The sequence below is a fragment of the Pseudidiomarina atlantica genome (assembly GCF_000753735.1).
GTDB lineage: Bacteria > Pseudomonadota > Gammaproteobacteria > Enterobacterales > Alteromonadaceae > Pseudidiomarina > Pseudidiomarina atlantica.
This window is the reverse complement of the sequence record NZ_JPIN01000012.1, coordinates 71,199-88,825: the sequence shown is the minus strand read 5'-3', so window position 1 is coordinate 88,825 and position 17,627 is coordinate 71,199. Positions and strand designations below refer to the sequence as shown.

The 17,627-nt window shown below is 48.5% G+C and carries 18 protein-coding genes; 11 read left to right on the top strand and 7 right to left on the bottom strand.

Going from position 1 to position 17,627, the window contains the following annotated elements; all coding sequences use genetic code 11:
• The first annotated feature begins 475 nt into the window (after positions 1-475).
• Entirely contained in the window at positions 476-3,247 is a 2,772-nt protein-coding gene (gene polA, locus IDAT_RS10725; protein ID WP_034733485.1) for a DNA polymerase I, read from the top strand.
• A gap of 499 nt (positions 3,248-3,746) precedes the next feature.
• On the opposite strand, the gene IDAT_RS10720 is transcribed toward polA, so the two are convergent.
• Together IDAT_RS10720 and yihA are read right to left on the bottom strand one after the other, a co-directional pair.
• Complete coding sequence (locus IDAT_RS10720; protein ID WP_034733484.1) at positions 3,747-4,649, bottom strand: DMT family transporter; 903 nt, start codon at positions 4,647-4,649, stop codon at positions 3,747-3,749.
• A complete protein-coding gene (gene yihA, locus IDAT_RS10715) occupies positions 4,639-5,253 on the bottom strand; it encodes a ribosome biogenesis GTP-binding protein YihA/YsxC (protein WP_034733482.1) in 615 nt (204 codons plus the stop codon). Before yihA ends, IDAT_RS10720 begins: the two co-directional genes overlap by 11 nt.
• Positions 5,254-5,369: 116 nt before the next feature.
• Between yihA and IDAT_RS10710 the strand changes: the two genes are divergently transcribed.
• The 3 genes from IDAT_RS10710 to IDAT_RS10700 all read left to right on the top strand — a co-directional run bounded on the left by IDAT_RS10710 (position 5,370) and on the right by IDAT_RS10700 (position 7,428).
• The gene (locus IDAT_RS10710) at positions 5,370-5,996 is read left to right on the top strand and encodes a c-type cytochrome (protein ID WP_034733480.1); all 627 of its coding nucleotides are present in this window, start codon (positions 5,370-5,372) and stop codon (positions 5,994-5,996) included.
• A 525-nt stretch (positions 5,997-6,521) separates the two neighbouring features.
• Positions 6,522-6,977 (top strand): Der GTPase-activating protein YihI, encoded by a 456-nt coding sequence (gene yihI, locus IDAT_RS10705; protein ID WP_034733478.1) that lies wholly within the window; start codon positions 6,522-6,524, stop codon positions 6,975-6,977.
• Positions 6,964-7,428 (top strand): DUF2489 domain-containing protein, encoded by a 465-nt coding sequence (locus IDAT_RS10700; RefSeq protein WP_244441645.1) that lies wholly within the window; start codon positions 6,964-6,966, stop codon positions 7,426-7,428. Before yihI ends, IDAT_RS10700 begins: the two co-directional genes overlap by 14 nt.
• Here IDAT_RS10700 and IDAT_RS10695 read toward each other — a convergent pair.
• Complete coding sequence (locus IDAT_RS10695; RefSeq protein ID WP_034733474.1) at positions 7,421-8,731, bottom strand: metal-dependent hydrolase family protein; 1,311 nt, start codon at positions 8,729-8,731, stop codon at positions 7,421-7,423. The two genes, IDAT_RS10700 and IDAT_RS10695, sit on opposite strands and share 8 nt — an antisense overlap.
• Before the next feature lie 184 nt (positions 8,732-8,915).
• Here IDAT_RS10695 and cysE point away from each other — a divergent pair, with 184 nt between their 5' ends.
• Positions 8,916-9,707, top strand: coding sequence for a serine O-acetyltransferase (cysE, locus tag IDAT_RS10690; protein ID WP_034733471.1), 792 nt, complete (start codon positions 8,916-8,918; stop codon positions 9,705-9,707).
• Positions 9,708-9,752: 45 nt separating this feature from the next.
• Positions 9,753-10,919, top strand: a complete 1,167-nt coding sequence (locus IDAT_RS10685; protein WP_034733470.1) for a tetratricopeptide repeat protein — start codon at positions 9,753-9,755, stop codon at positions 10,917-10,919.
• 83 nt (positions 10,920-11,002) lie between these two features.
• Here the strand turns inward: IDAT_RS10685 and IDAT_RS10680 are convergent, their stop codons facing one another.
• Together IDAT_RS10680 and IDAT_RS10675 are read right to left on the bottom strand one after the other, a co-directional pair.
• Complete coding sequence (locus IDAT_RS10680) at positions 11,003-11,209, bottom strand: cold-shock protein (RefSeq protein WP_034733468.1); 207 nt, start codon at positions 11,207-11,209, stop codon at positions 11,003-11,005.
• A 195-nt stretch (positions 11,210-11,404) separates the two neighbouring features.
• Complete coding sequence (locus tag IDAT_RS10675; protein WP_034733466.1) at positions 11,405-11,953, bottom strand: hydrolase; 549 nt, start codon at positions 11,951-11,953, stop codon at positions 11,405-11,407.
• 107 nt (positions 11,954-12,060) lie between these two features.
• Between IDAT_RS10675 and IDAT_RS10670 the strand changes: the two genes are divergently transcribed.
• From IDAT_RS10670 to IDAT_RS10655, 4 genes are read left to right on the top strand one after another with little or no spacing between them, the layout of a single operon-like run.
• Positions 12,061-13,083, top strand: a complete 1,023-nt coding sequence (locus IDAT_RS10670) for a GGDEF domain-containing protein (protein ID WP_051986737.1) — start codon at positions 12,061-12,063, stop codon at positions 13,081-13,083.
• A 36-nt stretch (positions 13,084-13,119) separates the two neighbouring features.
• Complete coding sequence (locus IDAT_RS13030; RefSeq protein ID WP_051986735.1) at positions 13,120-14,133, top strand: GGDEF domain-containing protein; 1,014 nt, start codon at positions 13,120-13,122, stop codon at positions 14,131-14,133.
• Positions 14,134-14,190: 57 nt separating this feature from the next.
• On the top strand, positions 14,191-14,685 hold the full coding sequence (purE, locus tag IDAT_RS10660) for a 5-(carboxyamino)imidazole ribonucleotide mutase (protein ID WP_034733464.1): 495 nt from the start codon (positions 14,191-14,193) through the stop codon (positions 14,683-14,685).
• On the top strand, positions 14,682-15,767 hold the full coding sequence (locus IDAT_RS10655) for a 5-(carboxyamino)imidazole ribonucleotide synthase (protein WP_034733462.1): 1,086 nt from the start codon (positions 14,682-14,684) through the stop codon (positions 15,765-15,767). Before purE ends, IDAT_RS10655 begins: the two co-directional genes overlap by 4 nt.
• On the opposite strand, the gene IDAT_RS10650 is transcribed toward IDAT_RS10655, so the two are convergent.
• Positions 15,750-16,406 (bottom strand): alpha/beta hydrolase, encoded by a 657-nt coding sequence (locus IDAT_RS10650; protein WP_034733461.1) that lies wholly within the window; start codon positions 16,404-16,406, stop codon positions 15,750-15,752. The two genes, IDAT_RS10655 and IDAT_RS10650, sit on opposite strands and share 18 nt — an antisense overlap.
• Positions 16,403-17,008 (bottom strand): DUF502 domain-containing protein, encoded by a 606-nt coding sequence (locus tag IDAT_RS10645; protein WP_034733459.1) that lies wholly within the window; start codon positions 17,006-17,008, stop codon positions 16,403-16,405. The genes IDAT_RS10650 and IDAT_RS10645 overlap by 4 nt, the downstream gene beginning before the upstream one ends.
• A gap of 52 nt (positions 17,009-17,060) precedes the next feature.
• Here IDAT_RS10645 and IDAT_RS10640 point away from each other — a divergent pair, with 52 nt between their 5' ends.
• Positions 17,061-17,621 (top strand): glutathione S-transferase family protein, encoded by a 561-nt coding sequence (locus IDAT_RS10640; RefSeq protein ID WP_034733458.1) that lies wholly within the window; start codon positions 17,061-17,063, stop codon positions 17,619-17,621.
• Positions 17,622-17,627 lie beyond the last annotated feature (6 nt).

Sequence of the window (17,627 nt, the reverse complement as noted above, 5' to 3'; positions counted from 1 at the left end):
CTTCATAGTAAACATCAAGAACTTTTTCTGATTACCTATTCATCTAATGGATTACTTTTATATGCGAAAAACATACTAAAAAAGATGATTCAAAAACTGGTTTTCATGAAACTTTGTGGTAGTCTTAATCTCCGGTCGAAAAAACAAACAGTGATCGACCAAGGATTCGCCAACCAGTTCGTTATCAGTATGATGAGTTACGGCAGAGTCCAGTTTTAAGATCAGTTTCCACAACTGACACAAAATAAAAAAAACAAAGCTGTCAGGGTTTTATCTAAGAATAACCCCCTGTAATAAAAGAGTTTTTTAATCTATCCTGCTGCAACTCCGTCTCTCGGTTTGCGGCTATCAGTGCTGTTGTCAACAGACTTATCCACAGTATATGCACACTATCCTCCAATGCTTGAACTAGCGCCCATCAACCGCCTGTGGCATGCTTACCCCTATCTGAATCCGCAACCTGCAGTGAGCTATTATGGCTAGCAAGACAAACCCAGAAGTGCCCGCAAATCCGTTTATTCTTGTGGATGGATCTTCGTATCTCTTTCGAGCGTTTTACGCGCCTCCGCACCTTACCAATTCGGCCGGTGAGCCGACTGGCGCTATCTACGGCGTCGTCAACATGCTGCGTAGCTTGATAAAGAAATACCAGCCGTCACATATGGCGGTGGTGTTCGATGCCAAAGGTAAGACTTTTCGCAACGATATGTACGCGGAATACAAAGCCAACCGACCACCGATGCCCGACGACTTGCGTTCACAAATTGCACCACTGCACGCCATTGTGAAAGCTTTAGGGTTGCCGTTACTGTGTATCGACAATGTAGAGGCTGATGATGTGATCGGGACGCTCGCACGCCAAGCTGGTGAACAGGGGCGTTTTACCCTGATCAGTACCGGTGATAAAGATATGGCGCAGTTGGTCAATGAGCATGTGATGCTGATCAACACGATGACCGACACCTTGCTCGATAGCGATGGTGTGGTTGCTAAATATGGCGTCAAACCAGAGCAAATTATCGATTATCTAGCACTCATGGGAGATAGCTCTGACAATATCCCAGGTTTGCCGAAGGTCGGTGAAAAAACGGCTTTAGCCATGCTGCAAGGGATGCACTCGATAGATGCTATGTATGAACGACCAGAAGCCGTTGTTGAGCTTGGTTTTCGCGGTGCTAAAAGCATGCCGGAAAAGCTGCTTGAATACAAAGACCAGCTTATGTTGTCGCGGGAACTGGCCACCATTAAACTCGATGTTGAGCTTGATGGTATAGAGCCTGAAGAGCTGGTCATTTCAGAGCCTGATCGTGAGCAGTTGATTGAACTTTACAAACAGTGTGAGTTCCGGCGTTGGCTCGATGAAGTATTGCAAGAAGGTCCGGTAACGACGCAAGCAAAACAACAACAGACGACGGAACCGGCAAAAAAGGTAGATGCTGATTATCAGGTCATCACCGACAAAAAAGCTTTTATTACGTGGCTAGAGAAGCTGCAGCAAGCAAAATGTTTTGCCTTCGATACTGAAACCACCAGCTTAAATTACATGGAAGCTGAATTAGTCGGTGTATCTTTCGCCGTCAGAGCGGGGGAAGCGGCTTATGTTCCAGTAGCGCATGACTACCCTGGTGCTCCGGAACAGCTGGATCGTGGTTGGGTGCTCACGCAATTGAAGCCGCTGCTCGAAAGCGCAAGCATTGGTAAAGTCGGACAAAACTTAAAATACGACAGCCATATTCTTCGCCGCTATGATATTCGCCTAAGCGGCATCGCCAACGATACGATGCTCGCGTCTTATGTCTTTAATAGCGTTGGCTCGCGGCATGACATGGACACGCTTAGCTTACAGTACTTAGGCCATCGGCCGATTTCGTTTGAGGATATTGCCGGTAAAGGCGCGAAACAGCTCACGTTTAATCAAATCGGTCTTGAAGAAGCTGCTCCTTACGCGGCTGAAGACGCGGATGTGACATGGCGTTTGCACGAAAAACTCTGGGGTGAAGTCAGCCAAGACGCCAAGCTGTTAAAAGTTTTGACGGACATTGAGCTGCCATTAGTGCCTATTCTGGTCGATATGGAACAGCATGGAGTGCAAATTGATGCCCAATTGTTAGCGAAGCAAAGCAATGAAATCGCGCTCGAGTTAGCGCGACTCGAAGAACAGGCTTATACCATTGCTGGTGAAGAGTTCAACTTGGGCTCGCCGAAGCAATTGCAAGCCATTTTGTTCGAGAAACTCGAGTTACCGATTATCAAGAAAACGCCGAAAGGCGCACCATCAACTGCAGAAGATGTATTACAGGAGTTGGCGCTCGATTATCCGTTGCCTGATGTCATTATGCGCCATCGCGGCTTGAGTAAGTTGAAGTCGACCTACACGGACAAGCTACCCAAAATGGTAAATCCGCGCACTGGCCGTATACATACCTCGTATCATCAGGCGGTAACTGCGACTGGACGCCTGTCATCGAGCGATCCTAATCTGCAGAATATTCCGATTCGAACCGAAGCTGGACGGCGTGTTCGTAAGGCATTTACCGCGCCCGCAGGTTATCGGATTATGGCTATCGACTATAGCCAAATCGAATTACGCATTATGGCGCATCTGTCGCAAGACAAGAATTTGGTCGAGGCGTTCTCGAAGGGCCGCGACATTCATAAGGCGACGGCGGCAGAGGTTTTTGGTGTCGATCTTGAGTCGGTGACGAGTGAGCAGCGCCGTCGCGCGAAAGCGGTCAACTTTGGGCTTATTTATGGCATGTCTGCTTTTGGTTTGGCACGCCAACTGGACATTCCGCGGCATGAAGCTCAGCAATACATGGAAAAATACTTTGAGCGCTTCCCTGGCGTGCAAGATTATATGGAGCGCACGCGGCAACAAGCGAAGCGCGACGGTTACGTTGAAACGCTGTTCGGTCGACGACTACAGCTACCGGAAATCCGTGCGCAAAATGGAGCCCGCCGTAAAGCCGCCGAACGCGCTGCAATTAATGCACCGATGCAAGGAACCGCGGCCGATATCATTAAGTACGCAATGATCAAAGTAGCTGATTATTTGCGCGCAAACGTACCGCAGGAGGAAGCATGGATGATCATGCAGGTTCATGATGAATTGGTTTTCGAAATAAAAGAGGATCAAGTTGAACCATTACAGCAAAAGCTCGTCGAATTGATGGAAGGTGCGGTGAAACTTGATGTGCCATTGATTGCCGAAGCAGGCGTCGGGCTCAATTGGGATGAAGCGCATTAACCTAGAGCTAAGCTGAGAGGCATGCTAGCGTTGGCTTTCACAACAAATTCAGATTTTTTTATTTTTTTTTGAACTTATCAAAAAATGACCAGTCTGAATTATTGAAAGGCGCATTAAACGAGTTATTTGCTCTGTTTGCGAAGTCCTTTCAGAGATGTTCTCTCCCTGGATTGTAAGTTTTTTGCCCGGCCACTGGCTGGGCTTTTTCTTTTCTGGCTCAAGATGAATTTCCAGCTTGTCTAACTAGCATCCATCCCATTAACACAAACGCCACTAATGAAATGATTGAAGCTCATCCGAGCAAGGGCTCAACGGTCTCGCGCGCCGTGTATCCACCGTACAAGATAAACAAACCGAGCAAACCATAGATAAAAGCCGAAAGTAAAAATTTACGATCCATACTGCAGTCTCCTGTTATTTGAATAGGAAATTAGGAACAGCAGTGACAGGACAACTAGACGAGTCGATTTAAAAGTAGACGATGGCGACTGTTTTGCAATTATCGTTGGGTATTGAACGGCTGCTTTTTGCGGCGGTTGGCGATCCAAACACCACCTAAAATAGCGGCCATGCCAAATCCGTGTTGCAGGTAGAAGGGTTCACCGTCAAGAATACCAAGAATGAGGGCAACGATGGGGATTAGATAAGTTACCGAACTGGTAAAGGTGGTATCGGTCATTTTCACTACCGTGTTAAAAATGATAAGCGCCAAAGAGGTGCCAACGATTCCTAACACGAGAATCGCCGCCAACGGGAACCAATTGTCTGCCACCGTTACTTGCTCTGCGAAAGGCGTCGCGAACAATAGATAGAGAAGTGCGGGGGGTGCGACCAAGAACAATGAAACACCGGTAATCGTGAGAGCGCCAAGATCGGGAATATGGTGTTTAATCAGATTGAGATTCAGACCATAACAAATCGTCGCAGCAATAATCAGTAAACCGAAGCGATTGAACTCAAGATCACCGTTAGCACTTGCGGTCACCAGCAGCACCGTACCCACCAAACCGATCACCACGCCGATCCACTGTTGCGAACGCGCGGTTTGCTTAAAAATCAGTACGCCAATGATGAGTGTCGCAAGCGGCGTAAAGGTATTCAGTACTCCTGTCACCCCAGAGGGTAACTGGGTTTGCGCAAAGGCAAACAAGAAAGCAGGAATAAAGCTGCCGACTAAGCCTACTGATATCAACTTGGGCCAGTGGTGCGCGCGAACGGTTTTAAACCGTCGGAGAATAAAGGGCAGCAAGAAAAAACCAGCTGAAGCAATGCGGATAGCGGCCAGTTGGTCGGGGCTAAAACCGAGCAAGCCTTTTTTTATCAACAGAAACGAGCTACCCCAAATCAGCGCGAGTAGGCCGAGTAATAACCAAGCTTTTAGCGGTGGTACATCACTCTGCATCAGCCATCAGCCACTCGGACAGTTTCGCCTCAACTTGCGGCAAGCCCAGTTTATTTAGCGATGAGAACATTTCGACAGCGACATCTCCACCAAACACGAGAGCGGCTTCGCGGGCTTGTAAAAGCGTTGCTTTACGCACACCGGGCTTTAACTTGTCAGCTTTAGTTAAAAGTATTAATACAGGAATTTCTGAGGCCGTCGCCCAATGCAACAATTCTTGGTCGACATCGCGATATGGGTGACGAATGTCCATCAATAACACCAAACCACGCAAGGACTCACGTTTCTGTAGATATTCGCTTAGAGCACGATTCCACTTCTCTTTAACAGCAAGAGGGACTTTCGCATAGCCGTAACCAGGTAAATCGATTAAGCGTTTACCAGGTAACACCTCAAACACGTTGATCAATTGCGTGCGTCCGGGCGTTTTACTGGTACGCGCTAAGTTTCGCTGCCGCGTTAAGGTATTTAATGCGCTTGATTTACCGGCATTTGAGCGACCCGCAAAGGCGATTTCAACGCCCTCATCAGCAGGCAATTGGCGAATGTCTGCGGCGCTGGTAACGAACACGGTCGGTTGGAAGTTAAGGATTGCGTCAGTCATAGTGTCTATAAAGCCTTACAGGAAAGCGTATACTATCATGATTAGACGTTTAATCCTTAGAAGTTTTGTGTAAAATAGCGTCTGTTACAACATTTTCCAGAGCAGAGAATTCGATCATGAAAAAACTTGCAATGTTCGTTGGGCTGTATCTTGGTCTTACTGGCGCAGTTATGGCGCAGACCGGTGATGCAGAAGCCGGCAAGGAAAAATCAATGGTGTGTGCTGCATGTCACGGTCCTACTGGGAATTCACCGTCAGACATGTACCCGAAGCTAAATGGCCAGCACGCTTCATATTTGATGAAGCAGTTGCACGATTATCAGTTGGCGGGTGAGACCGGCGGTGAAGAAGGCCGTGCGAATGCCATTATGCAGGGGCAAGCAGCGTCTTTGAGTGATCAAGACATCGCTGATTTATCTGCTTACTTTGCCGCGCAAGATCCAATGCAAGGTTCAGCTCCTGAAGATGTGGTTGCCGCAGGACAGAAGTTGTACATGGGGGGCGATGAAGAGCGTGGCTTAACGGCTTGTGTTGCCTGTCATGGCCCGCGTGGTGATGGTATGGGGCTGGCGAAGTTCCCAGATATCTCAGGCAACCATCCGGCGTATATTGCGCAGCAACTTGAAATGTTCCGCGATGGTTCACGAGCTAATGATATGAACGGCATGATGCGTGATGTAGCTGCGAAACTGACCGACGAAGATATCGAAATTTTGTCGCAATACCTCGCTGGACTGTATTAAAACTGTCGAAAAGCGGACAAAAAAGCAGCACCTGAGTGCTGCTTTTTTTGTTTTTATGTTACAGAAAACGCGAAGAAAGCCTTTAAAAATGAACCCATAAACCATATGGGTATAAAAAAAAGTTTTTTTAGACCATAAAAATCATTGATAAAAAATGACGATTCAGTAGTCTGAATGCCATTCAAGATTAGGGAAACCGCTGAGACAGCGAGTTCTGACGGTTGCCAAGCAACTTACGTTTTTAATCCAGGGAATAACAACAGGCCAGGAGGCCATCCTTAACCAAGCAAATAAAAACAAAAGCTAATGCTCGGTTGATGCGCGAAAAGATAACAATAACAATAAAAAAACTCACGGAAGTTATAATAAAGTACACGGATGAATTGACAACCGTTCTCGTGAATCGCACGTGCGCTGTGTGAGTAAGAGAGAATACACTAGGCGATGCTTCGGCATCGCCTTTTTATTTTCTGCGTTGCTCGGTTACACTATGCATTATCTTTTGCCACAACATGAAGCCTACCTATGACGCGCAAGAAAAAGACTCGCAAAACTGGCCCGCTCGCAGCCTCCAAAAAGCCTAGAGATGAAGTCCAACGCAAAGCCCCAGAAGGGACTAAGCACAAAGGCAAAGGGCACAAGCCCGGCTCGCGCTTTAATCCGCAACAGCAAACAGCTAAAACGGTAGCAGGTAAACCGACAGCTGATGCACGTTTGGGCAGCAAAAAACCGATTACCTTGGTCACTGCCAACACGCAAGTAGCAGCACAGCCGAGTTTTGACCGTGCTGCGGCAGAAGCCGAGTTGCACGCGCTCGAGAACGACACACGGCTGCAAACACTGTTGGATCGTATCGATAGTGGCGATGAGTTAAACCCTAGCGAAGAACGTTACGTAGACGAACGAACAGAGCGTTTTGAGCAGCTCGCTGAGTTGCTCGGGTTAAACTTCGACGATGATGAGGACGATGATGATGAGTAATTTCCCATGGTGGGCATGGCTATTAGTTGTGGTCGCGGTGATAATTGTCGCCGTGCTGGCATTTGTAGCTGGGCGCCTGCTAGGACGGTTACAAGATCAGAATAAACGCCGCGATGCGGCAATTCAGAAACGTAATGAGCGTTTGCACGAGAGTATTGTGACCATCGCCAAAGCGATGGACCAAGGTCAGTGTGCGCTGTCTGAGGGCGCGTTGCGATTAGTCGTGTTGCTAGACTTACGGGTGGAAGAGGGGAAACCGGTTTACAGTGAACGCTATCGAGGCCTGCATACCATGTATGAGCGAATCAAGCACATGCCCACCCACGAGGCGCGTAAGCAATATCCGAAAAGTGAAATTCGCAAAATGGATGATGAGCGTGAAGGTTACGAGAAAGAACTGGAGGACGTCATTTTGGCAGACGTCCGCCAGTTACTGAAGGACTTCAATTAGCAGTGTTTTTATAGACCTGCCCGTCTTTCATTACGAAGTCGATATCGGCAAGTACAGTAATGTCAGCTAAAGGATCCGCTGAAACCGCAACGATATCGGCGCGCTTGCCAACCGTTAATGTACCAAAGTCGTCAATCGTACCGAGTAGGGTCGCAGCTTCATGAGTTGCGGCCTTGATTGCCTCTAGAGCCGGCATGCCTGCTTCGACCATGTAAACGAATTCACGATAGTTTTCGCCGTGATCAAAGACGCCTGCGTCGGTACCAAAAGCAATATTCACACCTGCTTTATAGGCTTCGGCAAAAGTGCCTTGAATCTTCGGCCCAATTGCAGCCGCTTTCGGGCGCACCAGCTCTGGGAAAAAGCCATCGATCTTGGCGCGTTCGGCAACCGATTTACCAGCGGTGATGGTTGGAATGTAATACACGCCTTTCGCTTTCATCGCCTCCATCACTTCGGCATCCATGTAAGTACCGTGTTCAATGGAGTCCACGCCAGCTTCAATAGCGCGCAGCATGCCTTCTTTACCATGGGCATGCACGGTAACTTTCATTTCATAATCGCGTGCCGTGTTTACAATTTCATTGAGTTCGTCTTGCATGAATTGCGGATTCTGACCACTCTTAGCCACGCTTAAAACGCCACCCGTGACGGTTAGCTTAATCAAGTCAGCGGTGTCTTGATAACGCGCGCGAACCGCTTTACGAGCGTCGTAAGGTCCATCAACTACGCCATCTGCTGGGGTTGGTGACGGATAGAGGTCTTCTTTCGCGCCATTGGTTGGATCCGCATGACCGCCAGTAGTGGCAATTGATTTACCGGCGGTAAAAATACGCGGACCATCTACTTTGCCAGCTTTAATCGCATTGCGTAGAGCGATACTGGCGTTGTACGAATCCCCTAAATCGCGCACGGTGGTGAAGCCCGCCATCAACGTTTTACCGGCAAAATTGACCGCATCGAGGGTGACATCTGGACCGCTCTTGGTGAATTTATGCATATAGCTGCCCGGCGCGAGTTGTGAGGTGAGGTGCGTGTGCATGTCAATGAAACCCGGCATGACGGTGCCTTCACGGCGGTCAATGACGACATCGTCAGCAGCGGCTTCTTGGAAACCATCGACAATTGCAGTAATGCGACCTTCATCGACGACAATGGTTTTATTACGTTCTGGTTCCGCACCGGTACCGTCAATCAATTGCCCAGCATAAATCAGGGTATCGGCCTGCGCAGCGCTGCAAGCTAATAGTAAGCTGGCGCTGAGGTGGGTCAGCATTAGAGTTGTTTTTGTTGATTTTGCCATAGCTTCCTCGATTCTGGGTTAGACACTTTATTAGACAAATAATGCACGAAGCTTCACCATACGCCCAGCGTAACTGGCAAATCAAGTTTGTCGATGCACATAGACCGCATAAAAACGCTGAATTAACGCATCAGCTATTAAATTGATATAATTAGGACACTTACCAACAGTGGAAAGAGTTTTCATGTTCAAACGCCTACGCGAAGACATCAACAGTGTGTATGCCCGTGACCCTGCTGCGCGCAACTGGTTTGAGGTACTAACGACCTATCCAGGATTGCACGCAATTTGGTGGCACCGCATGAATCACCGCTTATGGAATTGGCGTTTTTACTGGCTTGCACGCTTTTTATCGACCGTCGCGCGGTGGTTAACCGGCATTGAGATCCATCCGGGGGCGCGTATTGGACGGCGCTTTTTCATTGATCATGGTATGGGTGTGGTCATCGGCGAAACCGCTGAAATTGGTGATGATGTGACCATTTATCATGGTGTCACTTTAGGCGGAACCAGTTGGAACCAAGGTAAGCGACATCCGACACTTGAAGATGGTGTGGTCATTGGTGCAGGGGCAAAAGTCCTCGGGCCTATCATTGTTGCGAAAAACGCGCGTATCGGCTCGAACGCGGTAGTGGTAAAAGACGTACCAGCGGAGGCCACGGTGGTGGGAATCCCTGCCCGTGTGGCAAACTCGAAAGTGGCTCCCGAAGTCAGCAAGCGTCGCGCAGAAATGGCCAAGCAGTATGGTTTTGATGCTTATGCCATTTCGCCCGACAATCCAGACCCTGTCGCAACAGCGATTGGTCGCATGCTCGATCATGTGCATTTACTTGATCAAAAAGTCGCTGATTTATGTTGCGCGGTGAATAAACTTGGCGGTAATGTGTGTGAAGAAATACCGGAAGTTGAATTGGACGATATGGACTTCATCACTGCAGAGCAAGAAGCAGCTGAACGACGCAAACGCGACCAATAACATCAATCTATTGCGCCAGGGCAGTTGCCACAGAGGTAACTTGTTATGGCAATCTTACGATACATCACGCCGCTTTTAATTTTTACGCTGCTTGGTTGCGCTGGGCAGCCAACACAACTGCGCGAACAAACGTTGGTGCATCAGCAGTTAAGCCCGCCAACATTTAATGATGCCTTGTTTGATAAAACGCCAGAGGTAACCTCACCAGCACAGTTGTTTGCGCTCAGTGACGCGCAGCAACAGGCGTTTTTACGTGTCTTCAATGGGCACTTGAGTCATTTACCCGCCAATGAGCGCATTAGCCGCTATCTGAGCGATCTGACCCATGGCTTTAGCTACAAAGAACAGACTTACACCGCAAGTGAAGCTTTGGCGTTGCAGGCGGGCAATTGTATGGCGTTAGCTATCGTCACGAAAAGTTTGGCTGATTTAGTCGATGTCGAGATTAAGTTTCAACAAGTGACGAATGCGCCTGTTTACGATCGCATCAACGATACGGTAATGGAATCGGATCATGTGCGCGCGCGCTTGTACCGCCCGGTGCCCAGCGAAGAAAGTCGAGATGTACTTTATGAGCGTCAGTGGGTGGTGGTAGATTACTTCCCCGCAAAGGACACCCGTAGTCGCGGTATCATCAGTGAAGCCAAGTTCCTTGCGCTGTACTACCGTAACCGAGCGGCCGAGTTTATGTTAGCTGAGCAACCTGATTTGGCTTTTGCGTATGCGAAAACTGCTTTGCGCTATGCGGCGAACGATGGGGATGCGCTCAATATTATCGGCTTGTTGCATCGACGGGCGGGTGATACGCAGACAGCGCAACGGATTTATGACTACGTATTGCAGCTTGAGCCAACTAACTTGAATGTGCTGCATAATGCGCTCGCACTAGCACGATCAGGCAATAACGAAACGGCTATAACGGAGTACGAGCGACGTATTCAGGCGCTACCGGACCCAAACCCCTACACTTGGATTGTATTAGCCGAGCGCGCCTTTGCGCAGAGCCGATTTGAAACTGCGTTAGCCATGTACGAGAAAGCTGCGTATTACGCTCCTTATTTGCACGAAGTTTATTGGGGACAAGCAAGTGTTTATGCGGCGCAAGGGGATACAGTGCGGGCCAAGCGGGCCCTCGCCGAGGGCTTGGAGCAGGCGAAGTTATCAGCAACCAAGCAGAGCTATAAAGCAGGATGGTATAGCTATCGTCACTAACAGGCTGAAGGAAAGCATAAAAAAAGCCGCTCAAGGAGCGGCTTTTTAGGATTCTATTAATCTAGGCTGCCGAAGCAACGTGATTACATAGGTACCACGTTCTCAGCTTGAGGACCTTTAGGACCTTGAGCAATAGTGAACTGAACGGTTTGGCCTTCAGCCAAAGTTTTGAAACCATCAGATTGGATAGCGCTGAAATGTACGAATACGTCTGCGCCTTGCTCTTGCTCGATGAAACCGAAACCTTTAGCTTCGTTAAAGAACTTTACTTTACCAGTTACTGTAGACATGCTGAAATTCCTCGTATGCATGTGAAAATCTAGGGTGTTGCTAATAAAAATCGTGTATAACTTGGGACTTACAAAACGAGGTACAGCAATTGACTTCGTAACAGGCCACAATGAGACAGCCAATTTTTTCTAGCGCGGTCAGTATACGCTCATTGAAACGGCTGTCAAATGAACTTTCTTTAGTCAAGCCTAAATTTATCCACGAATCCAATTTTTAGTGATGTGCCGAAACTCATCGGTACCACTTTTATAAAGCCACTCATAAGCCGCCATTTCACTGCTAATAATGTTGACGCCGGCTTGTCGTAATCGCGCTAAAGCCGTTTGTTTATCAGAGTCTCGTCGCGATCCAACGGCGTCCTCGACAACATAGACTTGGTAACCCGCTTGTGCCATATCCATAGCGGTTTGTAAGATACAAACGTGAGTTTCCATACCCATTAAAATAATTTGGCGTTTGTCGTGGTTTTCAACAGCTTCGACGAAATTAGGTTCTTGCCAGGCACTAAAGTGCAGTTTCTCAACCACTTGGGCATTTTCAATCACACCACTTAGGGCGTCGACACTAATCCCTAGCCCTTTCGGGTATTGTTCGGTGACGAGCACGCCAACATTAAGTTCGTTAGCAATTTCACCGAGCCAGCGCATGCGTGCTATTAATTGGTCGCGTTGGTTGATGACCGGTGCGAGTTTTTCTTGCACATCAATGATGACCAATAAGGACTGCTCTGCAGTGAGTAACATTAGCCTACTCCTTGAACTATGAAGTTAATCTCATTGTGCCTGAAACGGCTTGCCTTTCCTATCCTTAGGGTCTAGCTTGTTGTTGAATGGAATGAAAGAGTTCGCCAATGCATAAAACGGAAACAAGCCCAGCAAATAAGTCGGCAGACGAATTATTACAAGGCTTTAAAATCAAAGTTACGGGCAACATTGTCTGGGCTGGAGCTATTATTGAGCTCGTCTTAGCACTAGCGCAGTTTGTCATCGGCAATCACATACTGGCGAGCATCATCCTCGGCGCGAGCGTGTTGTTTGGCATTGTTGCCTGGTATTACCGCGGCCAACGTATTCCACTCCCATTTCGAATCGTTTTTATCACACTATTAGCGAGTATCACTGCGGTATCGATGCACTTTAATGCCTATCTGGGTGTGTATTGGACTTATCCGCTCCTTACCGCGTGCTTTTTCTTATTTTCAGGTACGGCAGGGATTATCGCAGCAGCATCGTTAGTGGTAGTGTTTGGTGGAACAGCCGCATTCTCGCTGCCGCTCGATGATGCATGGCGACTCACGGCAACGCTCACCATTATTCTAGTGCTGGGTTCGGTATTTGTGGTTTTGCTACGGCAACTACAGGAATTGTTAAGACAACTTGTCGTTACCGATACGTTAACGGGACTCAATAATCGCCACTTGGTTACCGCGGTGCTCGAAGATGCGTTGTCGAGATGGCAGCGCTATCAACGACCGGCAAGCGTCATTATTATCGACCTTGATCATTTCAAACCGCTCAATGATAAGTATGGACACCTGTTCGGTGACCAAATTCTCAAGCAAGTCGCGAAGCGTTTGCGCGCAGTATTACGCAAAAACGATGATATTTTTCGGGTGGGCGGCGAAGAGTTTTTAATTCTACTGCCCGAAACTAATGAAGACGCCGCCATGGTAGTGGCGCATAAATTAAGAGATTTAATCGCCGAGCAACCGTTTAAAGGTAAGCAACACGAAGTCACGGTCACGATTTCGCTTGGAGTCGCACAAGTTGCTGCTAAACAGTCTTGGGCCGAGTGGCTTAATGCCGCTGATCAGGCGCTATTGAAAGCCAAGCGAGAGGGCCGTAATCGCGTATGTAGCGCAAGCACTCGTTAAGGTGTACAGTAAATAAAAAAATAACGGATAAAGCCTATGAACCAGAGCTATTCACCTTCATCAGCCGCAACATTTGATTTATGGCAGCATTTTCGCCTGCTGGCGATGCGCGGGATTTATTTCGGCTCCGGTATTGTGATTGCGGGTACATCTATTTACGCCGCCATCCAAGGCAGTTGGGCTGCCGCCGCCGCTTTATTTTGTATTGCCGTCGGCTTTATTATTATCGGCTATCTCTATCGCAACGAACTTGCGCCGCAATGGATTAACTTTCTAGTCATTTGTTGTCTCGGTACCTTAGTGAGCGTCTCGATGAAGAGTGCAGGGATTCTGGGCGTTTATTGGATGTATCCGATCCTTGCGATGGTCTTTTTTATGTTCGACAAGACCATCTTCGTGCTCGTTATCATGTTAATTTATGCCTTGTTCGCTGCGGTAATTTATCAAGTGCTGCCGTTTGAGTATGCTTGGCGCGTAGCAATTTCAATGCTGGTGTTGATTGGCGTTGGCGCGGCATTCTTGATTATGATGAGCAGCATGCAACGCAAGCTATTCAGTGCTGCTGCTACCGATTCTTTAACTGGGTGTGTGAAACGCGAGTACCTAAGTGACATGGTGCAGCAGGCAGCAAATAAAGCTGAGCGGGCAAAACAGCCGGCAAGTTTGGTGCAAATCGACATGGACTCATTCCAAAGCGTTAATGACCGTTATGGTTACTTGTTCGGCGACAAGGTACTTGAAGAAGTTGCGCGTCGCTTGCGCAGTGTTGCACGTGTTAACGATACTGTGGTGCGTTCGAATGGTGCTGAATTCGTAGTCATTTTTCCAAACACTGCAACTGACGAGGCGAAGGAGCTTGCAACCCAGATGCTCGATCGGATTCGTCACGATCCGTTCTCGGTGAAATCCCTTACCGTGACAGTAACAGCCAGCGGTGGTTTGGCTGAATATAAAACTGGTCAACAGTGGGGTGAATGGCTTGGCGCAGCTGACTCAGCGCTCTATCAAGCGAAAAGCCAAGGGCGTGATCGACTAAAAGTCGCGCAATAAATTTGCACCTTTCTGACTAACTGGTAAAATTCGCTGCTTTCTCAAAAGGAGCAGCGTATGGCACCTGTACTTATTCTGATGGGCTCGCAGTCTGATTGGCCGGTAATGCAACACGCCGCGAAAATGTTAAAAGACCTTGGCGTCGAGTGGCGCGCTGAAGTAGTGTCCGCTCACCGCACCCCCGATTTATTGAAATCTTCAATGCAACAAGCAGAACAAGATGGCGTGCCCGTAGTTATTGCTGGCGCTGGCGGTGCCGCGCACTTACCGGGCATGTTGGCCGCTTATACGGCAATTCCAGTGTTGGGCGTTCCAGTACCAAGCAAACAATTGAAAGGCCTTGATAGCCTGTTGTCGATTGTGCAAATGCCAAAAGGCGTTGCTGTGGGTACTTTAGCGATTGGTCAAGCTGGTGCTGCGAATGCTGGCTTGCTAGCTGCGCAAATCATCGGTACGACCAACGCCGATGTTCGCGCAAACGTAAATGCATTTCGCACCGCACAACGCGACAAAGTCATGAACGGTCCAGATTTGGAGTTGCCTGACGCATGAAGCTATTGTTCTCGGGTGACGGTCAATTAGGTCAAATGTTGGGTGCAAGTGCGATCAGCCATGGCCATGAATGCCTGCTGTACAGTACCCGCACCGAAGAAATTAAACCGCTGTCGGCACAAGTGAGTTTGCCCTGGTCTTTGCAAGACGCCGTGGCTTGGGCTGATGTGGTCAGCTGGGAACATGAAGCGATTCCTGCCAATGTTATGGCGGCGGCGCGCGATAAGTTTTTGATGGACCCTGCGCGCATTCAAAGTTTGACGGATCGTCGCGCTGAGAAAAAGCTCTTCGATGATTGCCGCGTGGCAACCTCACCTTGGCAAAGTTACAACACCCCAACTGAACTAGAGAAGATTCTACGTCAAGCAGAGCGCGGGGTGGTGATCAAAGCCGCTCGCGGCGGTTATGATGGCAAAGGGCAGTGGCGCTATCAGCCAGGCGATGACATCGCAGCTGTAGTGAGCGAAGCAGGGCAAGCGCCGGGCATCGTTGAAGATCTCATTCCATTCATCAAAGAAGTTTCTTTGGTAGGTGCGCGTGCCAAAGACGGCAGCACCTGTAGTTATCCGTTGATCACTAATGTGCATCGCCAAGGTATTCTTAGTTACAGCCTTGGTGGCATCGATGAGGTGCCAGCGGCCATCGCCGAGCAAGCCACAGAAGCCTTCCAACGTCTTACCGACGCGCTTAAATATGTGGGTGTGTTCGCGATTGAATTTTTCGTGGTCGGTGAGGGTGCAAACGCGCAATTGTTGATTAATGAAGTAGCGCCGCGCGTGCATAATTCGGGTCACTGGACGATGTTAGGTGCAACCTGCAGTCAGTTTGATTTGCACATTCGAGCGCTGACTGGCATGCCATTGCCGCAACTGTCGATTGCGCCAACGTTGATGCTCAATGTGATTGGCGCACAACAAATTCCTGTCGGTTTATGGCATCACCAAGACGCCCAGTGCCATTGGTACAACAAAACGCCACAACCGGGTCGCAAAGTAGGCCATGTCAACATTCGTACCGCGAATCACGACACAGCCATGCAATGGGTTGCGCAGTGGGCCGACAAACTACAAGTGCTTGCTTAACCAAGTATTGATGGCGGCGATCTGCTCGCCACAGACTTGGTGTTGCATTGCAAAGCTTTGGAACTCTACTGGATACCCTTGATCAGCTAGCCAGTTGTAGGCCAGTTTACCTAGCGATTCGGGAACCACAGGATCTTGGCTGCCGTGCTGAATAAGAATGGGCAGGTCGCGATTGGCATTACTCAATGAGATGCTCTCATAAGTCGCTAAATAGGTCGACAACGCCAACAAGCCACCGAGTCGTTGCGCATGGCTGAGAGCCACTTCATAAGCCACCGCACCGCCTTGTGAAAAGCCTGCAAGGATAATGTGCTGAGGTTTAACGCCGCGTTCTTGCTCGCGTTCTATCAGCTTACGGATCTCGGCAGCAGATGCTCGTAATTGCTCAGTATCCACTTTACGCTCAATCGACATCGATAAAATGTCATACCAAGCAGGCATACGCATACCGCCATTGATGGTAACTGGCATTTGTGGAGCGTGGGGAAACACAAAACGCACGTGACAGCCTGCTGGCGCCTGCAGATGCGGAACAATTGGAGCGAAGTCATTACCGTCTGCGCCTAAGCCATGTAACCAGATAACACTGCGGTTAGCGGTCTGTTCAGGATTGATTTCTACACAGGGTAAATAACTCATTCACGCTCCCTAATTTTCTTTTTACCTAGGCCGCCACTGATAGTCAGTTGTAAGGCATCGGCCGGACTCATATCTAGCGGTTCAATACAGCTGCGCGGTACCATTACCATGTAGCCACCGACATTGTAACTCATCGGCAAAAACACCGCGACGTGGTCATCATCAAGGGCTTCAGAAAGTTTGTCGCCGCTAATGCCGCTTTTTTTGGTAACAATACCAATGAGTTTAAGTTCGCCACCCGGCATGGTTACCATGACCACCGATTCTTCAGCAAAGTTTTTACCGGACATCATTTCGAACACATCGTTGACGGTGCCGTATAGACTATTGAGCAATGGCATCTTATCCATAAGTTTGCCGGGTAATGCCCACAGGCTATTCATAAAGCCCCAGCGCGTGCTAAACCCAATCAGCACTGCGAGTAAAATGAAACTGATAAAGGCGAGGCCCGGGAAATAATAATCCTCGCTAAGTAAAGCTATCCAGATAGGGCGCAGCCACGTTTCGATGGTGACTAACAGCCATTGCGCCAGGGCGATGGTCACAATAATTGGTAACAATATCGCAAGGCCTTTAAGTAAATACTGTATGGCTTTTTTCATTATGCTAATCTCTTTGCAGTTTGTTCTAGCTTAGCGTTTTTCAGGAACCGATATGAAACTATTTGGCAGTTATACTTCACCATTCGTACGTCATTGTCGCATTGTCTTGGCACAGCATCAGCATGACTATGAGTTTGTACCAACAGACTACACTCAGAGTGCGCAGCAAACGCCGACCAAACGGGTACCTTACTTTTCTCATGATGGCCTAGAATTGCATGATTCGTCGTCGATTTTACGTTATCTTCGCACTTTAGCGGGTGAGGGATTCTGTGAGGACCCAGCCACCTTTGACCTTTATTGCACGATCAATACAGCTTTAGATGCCACCGTAAACATCTTTATTTTAAGTATGGATAACCTTACGGCTGAACAAGTACCTTACTTAACGCGCCAACAAGATCGTGTGAACGCGATACTTGACGATTTAAATAGCCGCGAGTGGGGTGAAGTTGACGAGAAAAATGACGCCCATCTGCGGCTAGCATGCTTTTTGAGCTGGGCACAATTTCGTAACCGTATTGATATTCAAAACTGGCCGAACCTGCAGCAATTCTTGGCGGGTATGAATCAACAGGCGTGGTTTGCAAATACCCACCCAGCCTTGAGCTAATAACAA